The organism is Candidatus Chloroploca mongolica (genome assembly GCF_004762035.2).
Taxonomy (GTDB): domain Bacteria; phylum Chloroflexota; class Chloroflexia; order Chloroflexales; family Chloroflexaceae; genus Chloroploca; species Chloroploca mongolica.
Map to the genome: position 1 here is coordinate 95,397 of NZ_SIJK02000014.1, position 21,221 is coordinate 116,617.

The following is a 21,221-nucleotide window of genomic DNA, read 5'->3' on the forward strand; positions in this document are numbered from 1 at the left end:
TCAACTTCCTAATTGAACGGAACGGTCGAAGCTACCCAGGTCGGGTCGTCATTCTCGGCGTTCCCTGTGGCCCCGAGGGTCAGGGTATAGGGACTCTGCGCATCAGCCACCGTCTGACCAGCGCCTTCATTGAAATTAAAGAGCGCGAGCGTGTTCGCGTCGGGCGCAAAAGGTGCGGTTGGGACGCCAAAGTTGGCCGCGTAGCGCACGTTATTCGAGAAGCGCAATTCATCGAGTTGCGCATTCACAAAACCGTATGGGGCCAACCCGCCGACCCGTAAGCGAGGCCCGGCGGTGATCGCCCCTAGCGTCGTCGCCGTGCCGCCCGTGCCATTGACGAAGATCTGCGCCACCCCCGCATTGTACGTCGCCGCCACATGGCTCCAGGTCCCGGCGGGCAACGCCACCGGGTGCGTCACGCTCTGCCATTGCCCGGCGGCGGTGTAGATCCACCAGGTAATCCGCCCGCCGTCCAGTTCGAGCGACCAGCCACTCGCATCGTCGGTCGTCGCCACAATGATCCCATTCTGCCCAGCCACATTCGGGCGGAGCCAGAACTCAACCGTCTGCGTGCCATTCAACCCGGCAATGGCAATGCCGCGCAGGTCATCGTTGGCCCCGTCAAACGCCAGCGCAAAGTTGGTACCAGGCACCGGCGTACTGGTTGGTAGCGGCGTATTCGTCGGGATGGGCGTATTGGTTGGTGTCGGTGACGGGCCAGGGGTCGCCGTTGCCTCGGGGGTGGCGGTGTTCGTCGGCGTTGGAGCCGCACCACTTCCTTCGGTTGGGGCCGCTGAGGCAAGCCAGGTCGGGTCATCATTCGCTGCATTTGCCGAAGCGCCCAGCGTCAGTACATACCCATTGCCACTGCGATCCGTGGTCGTCTGACCGTTCGCCTCATCAAAACTGAAGAGCGCGAGGGTGTTGGCGTCAGGCATAAACGCGGCGGTCGGCACGGTGAAGTTGGTCGCATAGCGCACACTGTTCGAGAAGCGCATCTCATCGATTTGCGCATTCACAAAGCCGTACGGGGCCAACCCACCGACACGCACCCGAGGCCCGGCAGTGATCGTCCCGACTGTCGTCGCCGTCCCGCCCGTGCCATTGACGAAGATCTGCCCGACCCCCGCATTGTACGTTGCCGCCACATGGCTCCACGTAGCGGACGGTAGCGCCACCGGGTGCGTCACGCTCTGCCATTGCCCGGCGGCGGTGTAGATCCACCAGGTGATCCGCCCGCCGTCCAGTTCCAGCGACCAACCGCTTGCATCGTTGGTCGTCGCCACAATGATCCCATTCTGCCCGGCTGCATTCGGGCGGAGCCAGAATTCAACCGTCTGCGTGCCATTCAAGCCACCAATCGCGTCGCCCCGCAGGTCATCGTTGATCCCATCAAACGCCAGCGCAAAGTTGCTTCCCGGTACCGGCGTATTCGTTGGGATCGGCGTGTTCGTTGGAATGGGCGTATTGGTTGGCGTCGGTGACGGGCCAGGCGTCGAGGTCGGCGCAGGCGTAGCGGTGTTAGTCGGCGTTGGCACGGCACCACTTCCTTCGGTTGGAGCCGCTGAGGCAAGCCAGGTCGGGTCGTCATTCGCCGCATTCGCCGAAGCCCCCAACGTCAACACATACCCATTGCCACTGCGATCCGTGGTCGTCTGACCGTTCGCCTCATCAAAACTGAAGAGCGCGAGGGTGTTAGCGTCGGGCATAAACGCGGCAGCTGGCACGGTGAAGTTGGCCGCGTAGCGCACATTGTTTGAGAAGCGCACCTCGTCGATTTGCGCATTCACAAAGCCGTACGGGGTCAACCCACCAACCCGCACCCGAGGCCCAGCGGTGATCGTCCCGACCGTCGTCGCCGTGCCGCCCGTGCCATTGACGAAGATCTGCGCGACCCCCGCATTGTACGTTGCCGCCACGTGGCTCCAGGATCCGGCCGGTAGCGCCACCGGGTGTGTTACTCCCTGCCATTGCCCGGCAGCGGTGTAGATCCACCAGGTGATCCGCCCGCTCTCCAACTCCAGCGACCAGCCGCTTGCATCGTTGGTCGTCGCAAGAATAACCCCATTCTGCCCGGCCACATTCGGGCGGAGCCAGAACTCGACCGTTTGCGTGCCATTCAAGCCGGCAATCGCGTCACCCCGCAGGTCATCGTTGATTCCATCAAACGCCAGCGCAAAGTTGCTTCCCGGTACGGGCGTATTCGTTGGAATGGGCGTATTCGTTGGAATGGGCGTATTCGTTGGCGTCGGTGACGGACCAATCGTTGGCGAGGGCAGCGGGATCGAAGGCAACTCGACCTCGGCATACCCAACAACCTCACGGGTATTGAAGGCCTGGATGAGCGTCGTACCTTCGCCGGGCACCGGACCAGTCAGGCTAAAGCTCAGCCCCTTTTGACCCGCCGGTGCACCATTCGGCAAGCGCACCAGCAACGCCCCACGGGCCGTACCAGCAGCATAGGCATCAGTCACCGCCCCGGGTTCGGCAACAAAGGTTGCGCCTTCACCAAAACCGCCAAGCCCGGTCACCGTCACGGTTGCAATATCCACCGTGGGCGGCAACGTGACGAGGACACTGCCACCAACCGGGAGGCTCGGGGTCGTAAAGAAGATCGTATGGTCATTGCCTGCCGAGGTGAGACTCACGTCGGTCAAGGGAGCCCCGGGCTGCATCTCGGCGAGCGCAAAGCGGCGTGAATTGGGGCGGGTGCTCGTCGTGTAGTAGAGACGATACCGCGAACCCTCTTTCAACATTCGCACCGCCCAGACCTCATCGGGTGAACCGGTGACAATTGCATCATTGGCCCCAGTCCAGACTGGCTGATTCGGTGATGGGCGCACCCAGTTGATGCCATCGGTTGAAACAATATAGCCTGTGGTATACCCGGCCGTATACCCCGCGGCTTCATACCACATCCGATAAAAGACTCCATCCTTCATCACCGCCGGCACACCGATGTTGTTATCATCAAACGTGCCGAACGTGCCCGGAGCAATAATTGAGCCATCGGGATTGGTGGCAATGCGGGTCCAGATCACACCATCAGGCGATACGGCATAACCAATCCGGAAGGTATAAGCCGGGCTCGTGCTCACCCCTTCAAACCACATACGATGGCATGTCCCAGTCGTCCGCCCATTTTCACAGGGGGCAGCGGTGCTTGCCTGATCGATCAGCACCGCAGGCGCGACGATATAGGTTCCATCAAATTGACCAGGCACACCCGAGGCGCGCAAGACAGCGCCACCTGCCAGATTGCCCGGCACACGAGTCCACGTAATCCCATCTTGCGACTCGGCGAGGCCAATGCCATCAATGCTAGAGGCATCACGAAAACCGGTGTAGTACATCCGATAGGTCGCGCCGAAACGAATGATATTCATCGTCGAAACACCAGCCGCATCGAACGTCCCGTTCTGACCTGAGGCCTCAAAAACACTGCCTCCCGTCCCATTGCCTGGCACACGTGTCCAGGTAATGCCATCAGGTGAGATGGCATAGCCAATGCGCCGCTCTTGCAGCGGGGCCGGGCCAGTGCCGACATACCACATACGATAACAGAGACCACTGGTACGGCCATTTTCGCAGGGGGCACCGACACGGGCATCATCACGCAGTACCTGAGGCGGGAAGATCTCGGTCACATCAAAACTGGTTCCATTGCCGCCACAATTGTCACCGGCCAGCCCAAAGATCGCCCCATTCAGACTTTCGGGACACGTTCCGGGCACGCTCTGCCAGGGCTGGTTGTTAGCGGCTGGCCCAGGTGTTGGGAGCGGCGTGTTGGTGGGGAGTGGCGTATTTGTCGGTGGTGTAGTCGGCGTACTAGTCGGCCCTGGCGTGCTGGTGGGGCCAGGAGTATTGGTGGGGAGCGGCGTACTGGTCAGCGTCGGCACAGGGGTACTGGTAGGAATCGGGGTTGGTGTTGGCAAGCCCGAGCCAACGACGGTCGCATTGCCATATTGCAGCACCTCGCGAGCATCAAAGGTCTGCACCAGCACCGCACTATCGGCCGACGGCTGCACAGCGAGCGTAAAGGCAATCGTTTTCGCGCCAGCCGGCGCACCATCGGGCAAGCGCACCAGCAACGCCCCACGGGCTAGGTTGCCCGAGGCAGCATCCGTAATAGCATCGGCCTCAGCGACCAGCGTGGCCGTTGCCCCAAAGCCGGTCACATTGCCAGGCGTCACCTGCGCAAACGGCACACTAGCAGGGAGCGTGACCAGCACACTTCCCCCATCGGGGATCGCCTGACTGGTAAAGGTGAGGGTATAGGTTGTAGCGGTATTCGTCAGTTGGAGATCGGCAAACGACGTACCGGGAGTCATCGTAGCATAACTAAGCCGACGTGCATTGGGGCGGATCGTGTGGTTGTACCAGATGCGGTAGGTCGCACCATCTTTGACCACGGCTGGTGCCCAGAGGTCATCAGGGCTCAGGGTGCCAGGATCATCACTCCCACGCCAGACCGGATCGTTGGGCACAGGACGCACCCAGTTCACCCCATCGGTCGAGACAACGTGACCAATGGTCGCCTGACCACCCGTTGAGCGGGCATCGTACCACATCCGATAGAGCGCACCATCTTTGATCACTGCTGGCACCGCTGCATTGGCTGCATCAAACGTGCCTGCCGGCCCGCGATCAATCACGGCGCCACCATACCCCGTGCCAGCAATCCGCGTCCAGTTGAGGCCGTCGGGCGACACAGCGTGGCCGATCAAGTAAGTATAGACAGGCCCCAGATCAACACCCTGGTACCACATGCGATAACAGGCACCACTGGTACGCCCATTCTCACACGGGGCCAGCGTGCTTGCCTGATCAACAATGACACGGGGGGCCGCAACAATATCTTGGTCAAAGGCGCCATCAAGGCCCGTGGGGCGCAACACACTTCCGCCGGTCAGCGGCCCCTCCACGCGGGTCCAGTTCAGGCCATCGGTTGAGGTCGCTATGCCAAGGCTAAAGAGACTACCGTTGCCGCCAACGTACCACATGGTAAAGCCGGTAGCCGTGCGTACCACCGTCGGGAATGAAACCTCGACGCTATCAAAACGACCGGCTGGCCCGGCCCCAAGCACACTCCCCAACCCGGCGAGACCAGGCACCCGCGTCCACGTACGGCCATCAGGCGAGATCGCATACCCAATCCGCCGCAGGCCGCTCGTCGCAACCCCGGTATACCACATACGATAGCAGGTCTCGCCTTCGGCAATACCAGGGCAGGGCGCAATGCTCGTCGCTGTATCCTGCAAAATCACCGAAGCATAGGTTTCATTCGCATCAAAGCCTTGTCCCGGGCCACCACAGTTTTCATTGGCACTGGTGAAGACCGCGCCCTGAACCGCAGGGTCACAAGTACCCGCAACATGAACCCACGGCTGGCGATTTGGCACGGTCGCACTTACCAGGGTGGCAGCAAAACTGCTCAACACTAGCAAGAGACCAAGGAACAAACCACCAAAGAAAAAGGGTGAAGAGACTATCCGACGCATACTCTCGCTCCTATGCTCCGCATTGCCAAACAGATAACAGGAAAATCATTGTGGTCGGTGGAAAGCACCCGTGTTGAGCGTTGATGACTGCGGATCACCAGGGCAATACCCAGGCCAACCTTGCAGCCACAAAGTTGCATCCAACCAACACCAACCGACATGACACCACAATGTCTGATAATAATAGCAATTGTTTATAAATTGTTCCTAAACTTTCGCCCGAGTGAGGTTGCGAGGCATTTAAGTTGGCATACGTGCTACATGGCATAGCAATGCAGTTTAAGAGGGATCAGCGCGTGCACTTACACGATCTAAACCGATGGTAACGAAGGTTCAACAAAGGTTCGCCCGAGCCCTGACCCACAACACCTGGGGCGTCCCGTTCGGCCCCCTATAGCGCGGTGAGCGCGACGGGATGACCCGCACACTCAGCCGCCTGCGCCCTCCAGGATGACCGAGTCCACTGGCATGAGCCCCTGGATGTCCGCTTCCGCGGGCATGACATCCGGTTCGCTTGTCGTTCCCGCGTACGCGGCAACCCAAGCATAGGCCGCCGGGACGACAACACGCTTCGTTTTCTAGCTCCTCCCTCCCTTTCGTTATCCATCTGGATGTTATTTACGCCGCTGGCGAGCCGCAAGCAGGGCCGCTAGGGTCTCGTCGTCAGGCGCAGGTGCGTTACGCGTCGGCCTTGATGGCGGAGGCGCGGTTTGTTCACGCGGGTCAGGGCGCGCAGGTGCGGTTGACCTCGGCGGATCTGCCACGTCGTGCGAGGAGGCAGTTGGTGTCGGATGCTGCGTCCGTGCCGTACGCAGGCGAATCAGGGCCGGGTCAAGACCCACCTCTGCCCCAGATGATGTCGAGCGTCGCCGTCGCTTGAAGAACGCGGGCAGTTCGATCTGACGCAAAAAGAGTCGCCGCAGAGCAATATCAAACGGCAAGAGCACCAGGGCAAGCCAGAGCAAGGGCAAGCCGATCTCATTGACCCGCCCGACCCGCTGCCCTGCCGGTTCAAAGAGACTCGCTGGAGGCGGGGCAACGCGCCCGCCCGTCACTGCGGCCAGATCATTGAGCAGAACCTGGCCATCAATACTCGGCGCATACTCAGGCGAATAACTGACCGCGACGCCAGCACTGGTCGTGGCAAAAACCTCGCCTTGCTGATCAAACGCCCTCACCTGGGCCAGATAGACCCCAGGATCAGGGGCGGGAACAACGGCGCGAAACCGCCCCGGCCCGACCTGGCGAAAAGCGACCGGCGCTCCTCGTTCCGCAGGATCAAGCAGACGGCCCGTTACCTCACCCGTCAACGCCATGCGCCCATCCTCACCAAAAACAAAGAGATCGAGCAGGATTTCGCTACCTTCGGCGCGTGCTTCAAGACTCATCCGGCCCGAGGAGACCGGTGGGAGCACCGCATCAACCAGACCGGTCGCAAAAGGCGCAAAGCCCTCCCAGGCGAGCCAGTCGGTCGCCCACTGGGCCTTGAGATCGCTGGTCCAGGCGAGCACACGCCCGAGCCCAACCTGCCACACCGCAAGCAATGGTTCACCGTCGGGGGCTACGAGCAGCGTGCGTGCAGCAGGGCGAGCAGCGGTCGCGTTGTAGCCATTCAACGGCGGCAGCGGGCCAAGGCCACGGATGGGGGGCGCATTGAGCACAACGGCAGGCAAAAAGCGCTCCTCCACAATATCACGCCCGGCAACACGGATCGTCTCATTCAAGAAGATCGCAGGCACATCCTGGGCCTGCAACACCCGATAAAACGCGCCCCCACCCCGTTCCGCCAGCCCTTCGAGGCTTGGATTGGCATCGCCGCCAATCGAAACAATCGTGATGGTCGCCCCATCGGCGCGCATCCGGTCGATCAGGTCAGCATAGTTGCTACTATCGAGGCCATCGGTCAGCAAAATCAAGTGCTTGACCCGCGCATCAACGTCGGCGAGCGCATCGGCCCCCAGGGCAACACCGGCGCGAATATTGGTACCGCCACCAGTGCTGATACGCCCGAGCGCCTCTTCAACGATCAGCAGATCGCTGAAGGGCTGAAGCGGCAGCACCGTCTGGGCTACATCATCAAAAACAACAATGCCTAGCTGATCCTGTTCGGCCAGGCCTTGCGTTGCCAAGACAACGGCATCCTTTGCCAAATCGAGGCGATTGCGCCCAGGGCCAGCCGTATCTTCCATGCTGCCACTGCGATCAAGCACCAGGACAAGGGCGAGATCGGGGCGTTCTTCCTGGCTACGTGGATTCAGGTCAACCGGCAGGATCTCGGCCAGTGGCGTGCGGCGCCAACCACCAGCGCCAAATGCTTCGGTGCCACCGATCATCGCCAGACCACCGCCCTGCTCACGCACATAGGTTGCCAGCGCACGCTGCACCTCAGAGGCAAGCGCGGGAGCGGGCACATCAACAAGGAAAACAGCTGCAAACTGGCGCAACTGAGCCACCTGGGCGGGCACCTGGGCCGGCGCACGCACCTCAACCCGCACCTCGCCAGCCTCGAGAGCCGCGCGCAGCGGCGCAGCACGATCCTCCGCTGAAGCAACGATAAGCACGCGTGGCGGCCCCTCGACCTCAGTAAAAGCCGTCGCCCGATTATTGAGCGCCTGCGTATCAACCGGCGACGTCATGCGCACCTCAAAGCGCCGGAAGCCCGCCTCGCCAACCGGCAGATTGAATTGCAACGAACCTGCACCGACGGCAACCGGCAACGCCTCTTCAACCGCAACCAGCTCGCCATCAGCCAGGAGCTCAACCCGCGCCGTCGTCGCAACATTGCTCTGAAAACGCACCGTCAGCGGCAGTGACTGACCCTCACGCGCTGTCGCAGGCACATCAAGGGCCGTCACCAGCAGATCGGGGCCACTCGTAGCGACAAAGGGCACCACCTCAATCGGCACCCCACGCAACGCAGCGATGCGAGCAGCCTCGACCGCGCGCCCCGTGTTCTCGACCCCGTCCGAAAGCAACACAAGGCGTTTCTGCGCATCAGCAGGCAAAAGAGCGAGCCCAAGCTGAATCGCCTCGGCGATATTGGTACGACTCGGCGTCACAACCGACGTTACACGATTGAGCGGAGCCACCGGCACGGCGGCCCGCTCGACAGCGGGATCGGCACCAAAAACAACCATAGCCGCCCGATCCGTCGGCTCACCGGCCTCCATCGCCTGATTGACATAGGCCAGCGCCTCTTCGCGCAACGCCGGGGCAAACGAATCGCTGCCATCAAGCAAAAAAACTACCGCCGTCTGCTCGCTCGGGCGGACAAGCTGCGTGCCAGCGAGCGCCAGCACAAGCGCCAGCAACATCAGACTGCGCAACACCAGCAACGCCCCAAAACGGCGACGACCGAGGCGCGCCAGATTAGGGGCACGCGTCGCCCAGGCAAAGAGCCAGAGCAACGGAAGCAAACCCAGAAGCAGCAATGCTGCCGGATAGATAAAGCTCAGTGTTATCATCATATACACTGTAGCATGGATTGCCTTGGGTTGCGCTGGAGAGGCAGCGAGCGGGGGTCTGAAAGGCCGAAGTGCTGAGACGTCAAAACGGCCAGCTTCGCTGGCCGTTTTGACGTCTCAACCTGATCCTTACGCCGGTGTCTGAGCGGTCGTTTCGCCCTTCTGGCGGGCCTTCTCTTCTTCGATCAAGACCCGGCGGAGGATCTTGCCGACCATGGTCTTGGGCAATTCGGTGCGGAACTCAACCTCGCGGGGGATCTTGTAGCTCGCAAGATGGATCTTGCAAAACTCCTTGATCTCATCGGGCGTTGGGTTCTCACCGGTCTTCGGCACAATAAAGGCCTTGACGGTATCATCACCGCGCTTGGGGTTCGGAATGCCAACCACGACGGCCTCCATGACTTTGGGATGCATATAGAGCACCTCTTCCACGTCACGGGGCAGCACTTTGAAGCCACTGGCGATAATCATATCCTTCTTGCGGTCAACCACATAGAAGTAGCCTTCGGGGTCAACCTTGCAGATATCGCCGGTGCGCAGCCAGCCATCGGCATCAATGGTCTGGGCCGTCTCTTCGGGGCGATTCCAATAGCCCTGCATAATCTGGGGGCCACGGACACAGAGTTCACCTTGCGCCTCGTTATCAAACGGCAGCGACTCACCGGTCTCCAGATCAACAATCTTGGCATCGGTATCAGGCACCGGAATGCCAACACTGCCGCCTTTGCGTGTCCCAAAGACCGGATTGCAGTGCGTCACCGGGCTGCACTCGGTCATGCCAAAGCCCTCGACCAGGCGCCCGCCGGTAATCTGCCCAAACTTCTCCTGGACTTCGATAGGCAATGGAGCCGAGCCAGAGATACAGGCCGTGACGCTTTTCAGGTCATACTTGGCGACATCAGGATGATTGATAATGCCAATATACATCGCCGGCACACCCGGATAGAGCGTACAGCGCTCTTTCTGGATCACCTTCATCACATTATCAATTGGGCGAGGATTGGGCACAATGACAATTTCGGCCCCCATCGAGATCGAATAGATCATCGCCACGGTCATGCCATACACGTGGAAGAAGGGAATGGCGGCCATCATCTTCTCGGCGCCACGTTTGCCCTTGGGGAGCCAGGCCTGAATCATCAGGGCGTTGCCAATCAGGTTACGGTGCGACAGCATCGCCGCCTTGGGCAAGCCGGTCGTGCCACCGGTATACTGCAAGAGCGCCGTATCCATAGCGCCGACTTCAGCGCGTGGTGGCGTAGGGGCATACTTCTCAAGCAACCTCGCGAAAAAGAAGATGTCAGACTCGGGTTGCACATCAACCCACTCGGGGGTTCGTTTCTGCTTGCTTTTCACCAGGAAGTTGGAAGGAAAGGAGAGCGTATCAAAGACATAGGCAATAATCGTACGTTTGACGGGCGTTTCAGCACGAATTTCACGCAAACGGGGCCAGAAAAGGTTGAGCATAACGATCGTTTCGGCCCCCGCGTCAACCAATTGATGCTGCAACTCACGGCTCGTATAGGTTGGATTCACATTCACAACCATCGCCCCGATGCGCATCGCCGCAAAGAAACTAATAATGTAATGGGGCGAGTTGGGCAACATAATGGCGACCCGCTCACCTTTGCGGACACCAAGCTGGTAGAGGGCCGTCGCCATGCGGTCAACCTGCTCGTTGAGTTGACGATAGGTCATGCGCCCACCGACAGTAAACCGCTCACCGAGCAGATAACTCAGCACAAAATTGGTCGCGATCTTGTCAGGAAAGGCACGGGCAGTCTCATTGAGCAGATCACTCAACGATTGATCGGGGTAGGTGAGGGTTCGGACTACATCCGGCTCATAGCTTGCAAACCAGGGTCGTTCCATGCAGGCACCTCCTTGTGCGGTAGATACAAAGACCGTAGCTGGTCATCAGCCTTGCACAAGCTGTGCGCATGCATTTCCGACAACCAACTACGGACAAAGGTTTGAAACTACTTATACGTCGTCACGCAACCAACCGCGCTCACGGGCAATGAATTTGATCGTCGCGTCATCAGGTGGATAAAGGCCAGCCGCCTGATAGGCATAGGCCAGAAGTGCAGCGCCACCAATGAGCCCGAGCACCAGCCCGAGCACAAAGGCAAACGCACTCATTACCTGTTTCATTCTTCCTCCAGGTATTTCGTGTGCAATCACAGGGTACAATGTAATGCTATTGTACCATGACTTCAATCCCTGGTTAACACAATGTGACCTTTGTTTTGCCCCTATCTTCGGGTATAATAGACGCGGTTTATGGTTTGAGCCAAGACGCAGGTAAAGTTCTCTGCAAAGGAGCGAGTACGATGGGGAAAGTACAGATCACAAAGGGAAAATTCGCAGGCATTCAGGCGTGCGCTGACGACAAGGGGATCATTGCCGCTGCCGCGATGGATCAGCGCGGCTCCCTCAAGAAGGCGATCGCGAAAGCACGAGGTTCTGAAGCTTCCGACAGTGACCTCACGGCGTTCAAGACGTCGATTACACGGGTGTTGACCAAACATTCGACCGCGATCCTGATGGATCCCGAGTATGGTCTGCCGGCCCTCGAGCACAAAGCACCCGGAACCGGGGTTCTGCTGGCCTACGAGAAGACCGGCTACGACGCGACCGTGCGCGGTCGTCTGCCTGACCTGCTTGGTGAGTGGAGTGTGCGACGTATCAAGGCTGCCGGTGGCGATGCCGTCAAGATCCTGCTCTACTACAATCCCTTTGATGACAAAACGGTCAACGAGATCAAGCATGCCTTCATTGAGCGTATCGGCGCAGAATGTGTCGCCAACGATATTCCGTTCTTCCTTGAGCCCATTGCCTACGATGATGCCATGGACGAGAAGTCGCTGGAGTATGCCAAGGCCAAGCCAAAGTATGTTACCGCCTATATGGCCGAGTTCTCGAAGCCACAATATGGCGTTGATGTGCTCAAGGTTGAGGTGCCCGTCAATGTGAAGTTCGTTGAGGGGATGCAGGTCTTTGCCGGCGAGAAGGCCTACACCCGCGCCGAGGCGGCCGAGCTCTTCCGTGAGGCGGCCAGTGTTTCAACCAAGCCCTTTATCTACCTCAGTGCTGGCGTCACTGACGAGGTCTTCCGCGAGACGCTTGAGCTCGCCGCCGAGGCCGGGACACCTTTCTCGGGTGTGCTCTGTGGCCGGGCGACCTGGCAGGATGGCATTCCAGTCTATGGCGAGAAGGGCGTTGAGGCCCTCGAAGAGTGGCTCGAAGACCGCGGCGTCGCCAATGTCAAGGCGCTCAACGCGATCCTCGCCCAGGGTGCCAAGCCCTGGTGGACCGTCTATGGCGGCAAGGATCAGATCGAAGTCGTCTAACTCTTATCCCTCGCCCGAAAACAAGTACGAGGGCCAGCAATGCTGGCCCTCGTACTTGTTTGTCGTAACGTACCTTATTGCGTGCGCAAGGTAAAGCTATAGGTTCCTACCTCGTCTTCATTGGCTTCGCCACCAACCACAAGGCGATAGGTTCCTGTTGCATCGAGCGTCAAAGGCCCGCGGTTGCCCGTAAAAAGTGCGGCGTCAAAGATGATGGCACCATTCGGGTCTTCCAGCCTCCAGTTGAGTTGCGTCAGCCCGTTGCGCGCCAGCAGATCAAGAAAGATCACTTGTCCATTGGTCGCGCTAAAGGTGTAGATGTCTTGCACCCCCGGCGTCTCGATGTTGCCCGCACCAACGGCAGGATCACCGTCGGCAATAGTGTCGCCAAAGGCAATGGCAAACGTTTGTGGGGCAGGCACTGCCCAGAGTTGGAAACGATAGGTGCCGACTTCCTGCTCGTTGGCTTCGCCGCCCACTTCAATCCGGTAGATCCCCGTCTGCGGCAAGGTCAATGGGCCGCGATCTTCCGTAAAGAGCGGATGGTCGAAAATGACCGTGCCATCAGGTGCCAGGAAGCGCCAGTTGAGTTGGGTCAAGCCGCTGCGCGCCTGTACATCAAGGAAGATGACATCCCCCGTCGTTGCCGTGAAGGTGTAGATGTCTTGCGCCCCCGGCGTCTCGATGTTGCCCGCCCCAGGCCCGGGCTGCCCATCCGCAATCACATCGCCGATAGCAATGGCAAACTCTTGCGGCGCGGGTACCTCCCAAAGTTGGAAGCCATAGGTGCCGACTTCGTCCACGTTGGCTTCGCCACCAACCTCAATACGATACGTTCCGGTCTGCGGCAAGGTCAACGGGCCACGATCTTCCGTAAAGAGCGGATGGTCGAAAATGACCGTGCCATCAGGCGCCAGGAAGCGCCAGTTGAGTTGGGTCAAGCCGCTGCGCGCCTGCACATCAAGGAAGATGACCTCCCCCGTCGTTGCCGTGAAGGTGTAGATGTCTTGCGCCCCCGGCGTCTCGATGTTGCCCGCCCCAGGCCCGGGCTGCCCATCCGCAATCACATCGCCGATAGCAATGGCAAACTCTTGCGGCGCGGGTACCTCCCAAAGTTGGAAGCCATAGGTGCCGACTTCGTCCACGTTGGCTTCGCCACCAACCTCAATACGATACGTTCCGGTCTGCGGCAAGGTCAACGGGCCACGATCTTCCGTAAAGAGCGGATGGTCGAAAATGACCGTGCCATCAGGCGCCAGGAAGCGCCAGTTGAGTTGGGTCAAGCCGTTGCGTGCCTGTACATCAACGAAGATCGCATCTCCCGTCGTTGCCGTGAAGGTATAGATGTCTTGCGCCCCCGGTGTCTCGATATTGCCCGCGCCAGGGCCAGGTACACCGTCATCAACTGCATCGCCAATAACAATGGCGAACTCTTGCGGGGCAGGCACCTCCCACAATTTGAAGCGATAAGTGCCGACTTCAGTCGTATTTGGTTCGCCACCGACGGCAATGCGGTAGGTGCCCGTTTGCGTGATGGTCAACGGGCCACGATCTTCGGTAAAGAGCGGAGCGTCGAAGATGACCGTGCCATCAGGGGCCTCCATGACCCAGTTGAGTTGGGTCAGCCCATTGCGCGCCTGCACATCGAGGAACACAACCTGTGGGCTCGTGACCGTGACGGTGTAAATGTCCTGAACATAGGGTTCTTCAATGTTGCCTGCCCCTGGTCCAGGCACCCCATCATCAACAACATCGCCAATGTTCAGCGCAAAACGATCAGGGAGCGGTACGCCAATCAGCTGGAATGAATAAATGCCACTGCCACCGCTTGTATCATCGCCAACGGTCAGCCTGTAGGTGCCTGGGTTGCGCAACATGATATTTGTGGTTGAGCCAAGCACACGATCAAAGACCGTTGCGCCTTGTGGGTCGGTCAACTTCCAGCGCGTATTGCTCAACTCAGGCGCAGCACTGAGCAGGTTGAAGATGACCTGACGGTCGGCTTCGGCCTCAAAGGTATAGATATCAAAAGCACCAGGATTCTCGAGATTGCCGGCCCCTTCTGCGGGCACACCATCGCTCACGGTATCACCAAAGCTGATGGGGAACCGATTATCTTCAGCCCCGGCAAAGTTGAAGAACATCAAGACCGATGCGCCTGTCGCCGGGCCAAGGCCATCAAACGAGGCGGTAGCCCCAGTCACGGTATCAACCGCAACGGCACGGAATGGCTCGCCCTCGGGGATAAAAGGCAGGAAGAAATAGCCAGCGGGATCAGTCGCCCCAGTAAACGGCGTGAGCGCCCGCCCACCTGCCTGGGGAAAGACTTTGATCAGATAACGTCCCGCCAGATCAGAGCCGCCTGTCTGCGCCAACGAGGTTGAAGGCCCATTGCTGCCACCCCCGGCACTACCACAGCCATTGCCCCCAGGAGGAGGCGCACCACCAATGCCACGGCTGCCACCACTCTGCGCGAGATCTGCTGACGTTGTGCCAGGTTGACGATTGCTGCCACCACCAGGCGAGCCACCCGCGCTCGGTGAAACGGTACATCCGCCACCTGGTGAAGATGGCGGATCACCAAAACACGAGCCTCCACGAGCCAGTTTACAGGCAAAATAGAGCGTGGCAGCAATGCCAAGCCCAATCGCTGCACCAGCAGCAAAGGCTGCCAGCGCGGTTGTTGCGGTAGCAAGAGCCGCTGCCGCCCCGAGGGTGCCAACGACACCGCCTAAGAGACTTAAAAAGTCATTAAACTTGGCATCAGCATCATACTGAGCCAGGGCAGCATTGACCGTGAAAATATCTGAATTCTGGATCAGCAAGGCGACATCATTCAGCGCTTGCCGTTCAACTGCATTTGGCCCGGCAGCAACCAGGGCCGCAAGATCATTGCGCATCTGACCAAATTGAACCATCACCTGATCAAGGTTTGCACGCTCTTCTGCACTCGCAGTTGGCACATTGCCCAGATAGGTTATTGAGGCAGCAAGCCACTGATCAATGATTTCTGCGGCAGGTCGGATAAGTGGTGTAGCCGCTTCAATGACCACCTCAATCGGGTCACTGCGCTGGCCGCTACTCACATTCAAAAGCGTCAGGGTAGCTGGGCCAGCAGGCAAGGCAGGGACAACCACACGCAACGTCTGCTCGCCGGTCGCACGTGACTCGGACACGATGGCCGGAACGGCAGCGACGGCACCGCTACCTGTCGAGCGGAAGGTCGCCACGTTGCCATTGATCGAAACAGGATTAAAACCCGTACCACGGATTGTAAGCAATGTGCCTGGGGTTCCACTGAGGGTTCCGCCTTGGGCAAGTGAGGACGAGCCAGCATCTGGTGTAACTTGTTGTACCGTGACGGCACTGGCAGGCGTGCTAATGATCGCCCCATTTGGCGCAACTTCGGCGGTGCTGACCACAACAAGTTCGCCGATACCATCACCATCCTGGTCGGGCAGCAGATTGTAGGTCACGACTGCCTGTCCAGGTTGAATGCGATTGGCAAAGCCGACCGTGCTAATCTCCACGGGAAGCTCGAGCGGTTGATCTGACGTGACGACAATATCGCCTAGGAAAGTGACACCGATATCGTCCCACGCAATGCCCGACTCGGCGGTCACCTCTGCTTGCGAGCGCTCACGAATAGCAATGGTGGCACTACTGCTCACCGCGCCCGGTGGAACGGTAATGGTTGCACCCGAAGCGCTGCCAAAAACACCTCCCTGAGCATCAACCGTGCCAGTTGAAGGTGGATTGGGCTGAGCCGTCACTGCAACGCTTTGGCTTGCTTCGCCCTGCGGCCCTTGCGCCGTCGCCGTGATGGTGACAGGCCCGGCAGGTAATTGGCTGACATCAAGGAAAGCGGTAAAACCATCAGCGGGGGTTGTGTCGGTGCCAAGATCAACGCCACCAGCCTGAAAACTGACTTGGCTGACCGAGCCAGGTGACAAGACCTGCACAGCAACAACCACATTGCCACCAATCGTCGCACCATCAACCGGGTTGCTGAGCAGAAAACTCGGTGGCCCCGGCGGGCGCACCATGACCGGCAGATAGACCCGACGAGAACCACTTTGCGCTGGTTGCGCCACGGGTTGCCCTGGCGACGATGCCTGTGCATAGACGGCAATGGGTGCCGGTGGCAATGCGCTCAAAAGCACCGCAAGAATGAGCACGAACGTGGTCATGGTTGAACGGGCGATTTGATTCATAAGGCTTGCCTTTCGCTAGCATCAAAAAGACTCTAAAGATACTGGCAGGAATGGACTAAGAGGCTGTCTGAAAAGTCGCCGGTTTGCTTCGGAGTGCCGGCTTTAGCCGGCTAATGAATATTCAATATTAAATCCGGTATATGGTAGTGCCAACTTCAGTCGGCTGAGCTGGAAGCCGACTGAAGTCGGCACTACAGTTGTAGGTTGTGCTTAGCTATCCTCAGATGGGCCACAAAAGAACACAAAACGCACAAAAGACCGCCGCAATCCGTCCACTGTGCATACCTTTTGCGCTCTTTGTGTTCTTTTGTGGCAAACATATGTACGGAACATTGTGATGTACAACTGTAGTACTATAGAATATTGCAGAGTACTTGGCTTACGTCTTCATTTTACAGGTGAAATCGCATCATCTATCGTAAGCAAAAACGCAACCAAAGCATCGCGCTCGGCAGGAGAGAGTGGACGTGAGCGGACGAGCCCTGGCGTGGGATGCCCTGAGTCGAGCACCGCGGCCAGGGTTGGCAGCGAACCATCGTGCATATATGGAGCCGTAAGCCCCACGCCGATCAGGGAAGGAACATCAAACCCGGTTTGTCCACGGACATCAGCGGCAGTAGCCGTACCAACATCACGCAAGACAGCATCAACCATGCCATTGCCATCAAGGTCAAGCGTACCTGGCAAACCAGGCAGGGTACTGATCGACCAGGTCGGGCCGCCATGACAACTGACACAACCAAGCGCATCAAAGAGCGCACGCCCCGCTTCGCTTGCGGCAGACGGCGCAACTGCACGCGGTGTGCGGATACCTTCTACCAGGAAAGCCGCCAGCGCATCGAGGTCAGCCGAGCGCCCGGCATTGGTGCGCCCAAGCAGCGGCGGGTCAGCCCCTGGGGCAAGCCCCAGCCCAAACTGCAACGTATGGATCGAGTCTTCAACATCGTGTGGTTCATCGAGGGCTGCTGACCAATGCCAGGGCAAGGTCGCCCCGGCTTGCCAGATCCCCGGCGTCTGGCGCGGGCCATCAGCCATCATCCATGTCACATTGTCGGTACCGCCATCAGCATGGCAACTTGCACACGACACCCACGACGATTTTGCCATGCGCGGATCAGTCACGGTATTGAACAGGATCTTGCCGCGCAAGAGAGTCGCATCAAGTGTTTCGGGGGCAACAGTGATGGTGGCAACAACACGGCGCAGGTGCAGATCAAGCACCGTAACGGCACGTGAGAGGTAGCTCATGACATAGCCATACCGACCATCAGGACTCAGCACCATGCCACGGGGATTACGGCCAGCCGGCAAGAAGCCAAGCAAGCGCGGCTGGGTTGGCTCGGTCACATCGACGAGTTCAACCAGGTCGCTACCGGCCAGCACAATATAGAGGATGCGTCCATCAGGCGAAGGCACCACCGCCACCGGATTATTGACTGGCGAGCCAAACACCGCCTCGTCATTCAAATTGAGCTGTGCAGTCGGATCCTCTTGCTGCGTCGCAAGATCAAGCGTTGCAACCGCCGCAAAGACGGTCGTGCTGAGTGTATTCGGCAGCTCAGGGGCCGCCCGAATAAGCGGCACCCAGGCCCGTGAGCCAGCAATGGCAATGCTCGCAAGTTGGTTGGCAAAGCCGTGCTGGTCGGGTGAGAGATAGATAGTGCCGACATGATCGCCCTGCGCATCAAGCACACTGACCAGGCCTTGCGCACCATCATCGCGTCCCATGCCCGCAGGCATAACCGACTGGGCATAGAAATGCGTCACATAGACACGGCTGCCATCCGCACTTACGGCGACTCCATAGGGATGCGCAGACAACGGAACACGGCGCAAGAACGTAAAGTCATTGAGATCAACAATGATCAGCATATGCATTGCCTGAAGCGTTACATATGCTCGCTCACCATCTGGACTCACAACCACCTGTCCCGGCTCAGGCCCCAGGGCGAGTCGCGCGCGTACGGTTGCCTGTCCTGGATCAAGGACGACCAACTCACCCCTGGCGCGATCAAGCACGAGGAGGCTCATTCCATCAGGCGTAAAAGCGAGCGACCATGGCTCGACGCCCACCGGAAGGGTCTGCACGAATTGCAACTGATCTGGATCGATTGCCGCGACACTGCCCGCATCGGGATTGACCACCCAGATCAGGCCACGCTGCGGATCGCGGGCAATTGGTGCGCCCCAACGTGCAGCATTCGGCAACGGAGACGCACCGTGCAGAACCAGAGGAAGAAAGAGGTGCCGCTCATCAATGCTATGCTGGCTCGCTGCATTGGCAAGCATCGCCAGGCCAAACACCCAGCAGACAAGCCCCGCGAGAACAAGCGACATACGGCCCCGATACCAAATCTTCATGCACCACTGAACAGGAACTGCTCCTGAACGCAGGAAACGTCGAAGCAAAGACGGGTATCAGGAGCGCCCCCTGCCCCTAAAACAACATCACAGTATGCTAGCGCGAAAGTGTGGATGCAGTATACCACATTAGGCAAGCACAAAGCCCATCATGATTGCCCGATCCCGGATTTCCTCAACCGCCGCCTCAACATTGCGTCCGTCGGCAGCAGCGACCCGGATCTCACCCGCCATGGCGTGCAACAGGGCAAGCGCCGCCGGGGTATTCAAATCATCCGCCATCGCCGCATCGAATTCTTGCAGCACCGGGTTCAGATCAAGCTCGCGGCCACTTCCGCTGATCACCGTCGCGGCCTCGATGAAATCTGCGGTCAACTGGACATAGTGAGGCATCGCGGCAGGACTATAGTCAAAATCCTCACGGTAGTGCTGGGAAAGCAAATACCAGCGGAGCGCATTCGCGCCATGCTCGCGCAGCGCATCACGGGCAAACACAAGATTGCCGAGCGACTTGCTCATCTTTTCGCCATCGAGCCAGACCAGGCCGGCATGCATCCAGATATGGACAAAAGGCCGTTTCCCCGTGACTGGCTCGGTCTGGGCGATTTCACAGGGATGGTGCGGAAAGAGCAGGTCGGCCCCGCCCCCGTGAATATCAATCTGGTCACCAAGGTAGCGCGTTGACATCGCGCTACACTCGATATGCCACCCGGGGCGCCCGATCCCCCACGGGCTTGGCCAGGTGGGATCATCGGGCTGGCCGCGTTGCCAGAGCACAAAATCGAGCGGGTCGCGCTTCTTGGGATCGTGGGGCTTATTGCCCCGCTGATTCGCCAGAGCGAGCAACTCTTCGTAGCCCATGCGGGCCATTTTGCCAAACTCAGGGTCAGTCTTGATACTAAAGTAGACTTCCCCCTCAACCTCATAGGCATGGCCAAGCTCGATCAAGCGCTGGATCATCGGCAGCATTGCCTCGATTTCCTCGCTGGCGCGCGGGAAATAGGTCGGCATCACAACATTCATGCCAGTGTAATCGGTGAGCAATTGATCAATCTGTTGCTCGGACAATTGTTGCCAACTGACACCATCACGGCGCGCCCGTTCAAAGAGCGGGTCATCAATATCAGTGACATTCTGGCAATAGCGCACCTCGGCACCCTGCCAGCGCAGATAGCGCACGAGCAGATCAAAGACGAGGAAGGTACGGGCATGGCCAATATGCGTTGTATCGTAGGGCGTCACGCCACACACATAAAGCGTAATCGGGCGATCCAGTGGGACAAGAAAAGGTTCTTTGATCCGCGACAGTGAATTAAAGAGGTACATACAGGCTCCTGGTTGCAATGAGAGGAGGAGCGATCGCCATGCTCCTTGCCCTAGGTGGGAGCATGGGGTGACAAAACATCACCAAACCGCGCCGCACCATTATGATACCACTGCATCACGGATCGCTCTCGGGCACAGCGGCAGCCGTGGTTGGATCAATTTCAAGTACTTGCAAGAACATCCAGCCGCGCAGTTCACCGGGGCCAATGATCTCAAACCAATCACCGCTCCGGCTCACCAGGATCAGCGGAGCACCGGCCTCAAAAACCCCGACGGGAGTAAAATCAGTTCCAGGGCCAGAGCGCACATTGGCGGTCACCGCCACAGTGCCCCTGAGTGGCACGGGTGTCGGCGTCAGCGTCGGCAACGGGGTTACTGACGGCGTCGGGCTCGGGGTAACCGGGGTCACACTAGGCAACCGGGCCAGGGTTGGCACGGGCGTAGGGCGTTCAGGCAGAGCCGCAGCCAGATCGCCACACGAACTAGCAAAGAGCAACAACCCTGTCAGCAAGAACGTCCCGAGTAGACGGCCAGGCCGTAAAGCAAAAAGAAGGCGCATACCAGCAGCCTCACCAGCCATTCAAAATGCTACAAACACCAAAAGTGCCTGTGTAGAACACAGGCACCTCTTGAATTGGTCGGGGCGAGTGGATTTGAACCACCGACCTCCGCGACCCGAACGCGGCGCTCTACCGGGCTGAGCCACGCCCCGCCATACCGATGGCCTGATGAGGAATGGTGCCGAAGGTGGGACTCGAACCCACACGAGGTTGCCCTCAGAAGTTTTTGAGACTTCCGCGTCTGCCATTCCGCCACTTCGGCTAACGGGGTGATTATACCAGGTAGCCCGTATGTCGTCAACCGCAGGAGCGTGATGTGAGTAGGGCGATTGCATCATACGAAATCGGATACAACGGGGCACCCGCAAGGGGTGCCCGTGCCGGGCCAGGGCACCCGCAAGGGGTGCCCGTACCGGGGCGGGGGCCGAATCCGGTGTACGGG

9 protein-coding genes and 2 tRNA genes are annotated in these 21,221 nt (G+C 59.1%); 1 reads left to right on the forward strand and 10 read right to left on the reverse strand.

Going from position 1 to position 21,221, the window contains the following annotated elements:
* Window positions 1-8 precede the first annotated feature (8 nt).
* The 4 genes from EYB53_RS10050 to EYB53_RS10065 all read right to left on the reverse strand — a co-directional run bounded on the left by EYB53_RS10050 (window position 9) and on the right by EYB53_RS10065 (window position 11,119).
* On the reverse strand, window positions 9-5,501 hold the full coding sequence (locus EYB53_RS10050) for a LamG-like jellyroll fold domain-containing protein (protein WP_135478057.1): 5,493 nt from the start codon (window positions 5,499-5,501) through the stop codon (window positions 9-11).
* 614 nt (window positions 5,502-6,115) lie between these two features.
* Window positions 6,116-8,968: a VWA domain-containing protein gene (locus EYB53_RS10055; protein WP_254151006.1), complete on the reverse strand. Its 2,853-nt coding sequence runs from the start codon at window positions 8,966-8,968 to the stop codon at window positions 6,116-6,118.
* Between the two features lie 126 nt (window positions 8,969-9,094).
* On the reverse strand, window positions 9,095-10,837 hold the full coding sequence (locus EYB53_RS10060) for a long-chain-fatty-acid--CoA ligase (RefSeq protein ID WP_135478058.1): 1,743 nt from the start codon (window positions 10,835-10,837) through the stop codon (window positions 9,095-9,097).
* A 111-nt stretch (window positions 10,838-10,948) separates the two neighbouring features.
* Window positions 10,949-11,119: a hypothetical protein gene (locus EYB53_RS10065; protein WP_097651311.1), complete on the reverse strand. Its 171-nt coding sequence runs from the start codon at window positions 11,117-11,119 to the stop codon at window positions 10,949-10,951.
* Window positions 11,120-11,298: 179 nt separating this feature from the next.
* Between EYB53_RS10065 and EYB53_RS10070 the strand changes: the two genes are divergently transcribed.
* Complete coding sequence (locus EYB53_RS10070; protein ID WP_135478059.1) at window positions 11,299-12,318, forward strand: tagatose 1,6-diphosphate aldolase; 1,020 nt, start codon at window positions 11,299-11,301, stop codon at window positions 12,316-12,318.
* Between the two features lie 74 nt (window positions 12,319-12,392).
* Here the strand turns inward: EYB53_RS10070 and EYB53_RS10075 are convergent, their stop codons facing one another.
* The 6 genes from EYB53_RS10075 to EYB53_RS10100 all read right to left on the reverse strand — a co-directional run bounded on the left by EYB53_RS10075 (window position 12,393) and on the right by EYB53_RS10100 (window position 21,041).
* Window positions 12,393-16,532, reverse strand: coding sequence for an Ig-like domain-containing protein (locus EYB53_RS10075; RefSeq protein ID WP_135478060.1), 4,140 nt, complete (start codon window positions 16,530-16,532; stop codon window positions 12,393-12,395).
* A gap of 387 nt (window positions 16,533-16,919) precedes the next feature.
* Window positions 16,920-18,869, reverse strand: a complete 1,950-nt coding sequence (locus tag EYB53_RS10080) for a beta-propeller fold lactonase family protein (RefSeq protein WP_167857333.1) — start codon at window positions 18,867-18,869, stop codon at window positions 16,920-16,922.
* Between the two features lie 153 nt (window positions 18,870-19,022).
* On the reverse strand, window positions 19,023-20,219 hold the full coding sequence (gene cysS, locus EYB53_RS10085) for a cysteine--tRNA ligase (protein WP_135478062.1): 1,197 nt from the start codon (window positions 20,217-20,219) through the stop codon (window positions 19,023-19,025).
* A gap of 115 nt (window positions 20,220-20,334) precedes the next feature.
* The gene (locus EYB53_RS10090) at window positions 20,335-20,778 is read right to left on the reverse strand and encodes an SH3 domain-containing protein (protein ID WP_135478063.1); all 444 of its coding nucleotides are present in this window, start codon (window positions 20,776-20,778) and stop codon (window positions 20,335-20,337) included.
* Window positions 20,779-20,854: 76 nt separating this feature from the next.
* Window positions 20,855-20,931 (reverse strand) — tRNA-Pro (locus tag EYB53_RS10095).
* A 24-nt stretch (window positions 20,932-20,955) separates the two neighbouring features.
* Window positions 20,956-21,041 (reverse strand) — tRNA-Leu (locus EYB53_RS10100).
* Window positions 21,042-21,221 lie beyond the last annotated feature (180 nt).

What these genes read in the sequence shown, in the direction of transcription:
- EYB53_RS10050 (WP_135478057.1), bottom strand. Translation starts at nt 5,501, where the DNA reads ATGCGTCGGATAGTCTCTTCACCCTTTTTCTTTGGTGGTTTGTTCCTT.
- EYB53_RS10055 (WP_254151006.1), bottom strand. Translation starts at nt 8,968, where the DNA reads ATGATGATAACACTGAGCTTTATCTATCCGGCAGCATTGCTGCTTCTG.
- EYB53_RS10060 (WP_135478058.1), bottom strand. Translation starts at nt 10,837, where the DNA reads ATGGAACGACCCTGGTTTGCAAGCTATGAGCCGGATGTAGTCCGAACC.
- EYB53_RS10065 (WP_097651311.1), bottom strand. Translation starts at nt 11,119, where the DNA reads ATGAAACAGGTAATGAGTGCGTTTGCCTTTGTGCTCGGGCTGGTGCTC.
- EYB53_RS10070 (WP_135478059.1), top strand. Translation starts at nt 11,299, where the DNA reads ATGGGGAAAGTACAGATCACAAAGGGAAAATTCGCAGGCATTCAGGCG.
- EYB53_RS10075 (WP_135478060.1), bottom strand. Translation starts at nt 16,532, where the DNA reads ATGAATCAAATCGCCCGTTCAACCATGACCACGTTCGTGCTCATTCTT.
- EYB53_RS10080 (WP_167857333.1), bottom strand. Translation starts at nt 18,869, where the DNA reads ATGTCGCTTGTTCTCGCGGGGCTTGTCTGCTGGGTGTTTGGCCTGGCG.
- cysS (WP_135478062.1), bottom strand. Translation starts at nt 20,219, where the DNA reads ATGTACCTCTTTAATTCACTGTCGCGGATCAAAGAACCTTTTCTTGTC.
- EYB53_RS10090 (WP_135478063.1), bottom strand. Translation starts at nt 20,778, where the DNA reads ATGCGCCTTCTTTTTGCTTTACGGCCTGGCCGTCTACTCGGGACGTTC.